1 protein-coding gene is annotated in these 262 nt (G+C 38.5%); it reads left to right on the top strand.

The annotated features are described in order from the left end of the window. Positions 1-262 (top strand): hypothetical protein (locus AAEZ22_RS18445; protein WP_352298510.1); only part of this gene is annotated, 262 nt, incomplete at both ends.

The following is a 262-nucleotide window of genomic DNA, read 5'->3' as shown; positions in this document are numbered from 1 at the left end:
CCTTAGCGGAACGCGCCACTGTATCGGGTCAAAAATCTATTTACGATGCACAAATGGGTAAAGCAACATTTTTATGGCAAGCAATAGGTCAGCGTAAGCCTGACATGGATTTAATCGCACCTGATAACCGTAATCAATATGCTGCTGACTTTTATATTGAAACTTTAACAGGTATTAGTAATCGTAAAGCAACAGCATCTTCTGCTGTTATGGTTGATTTATCAGAGCAAAAACGCGGTTCTATTAGTGCAAAATACAAACA

Source organism: Pseudoalteromonas sp. 20-MNA-CIBAN-0454 (assembly GCF_040308685.1).
GTDB lineage: Bacteria > Pseudomonadota > Gammaproteobacteria > Enterobacterales > Alteromonadaceae > Pseudoalteromonas > Pseudoalteromonas nigrifaciens.
This window is presented reverse-complemented; position numbering and strand designations above follow the sequence as displayed.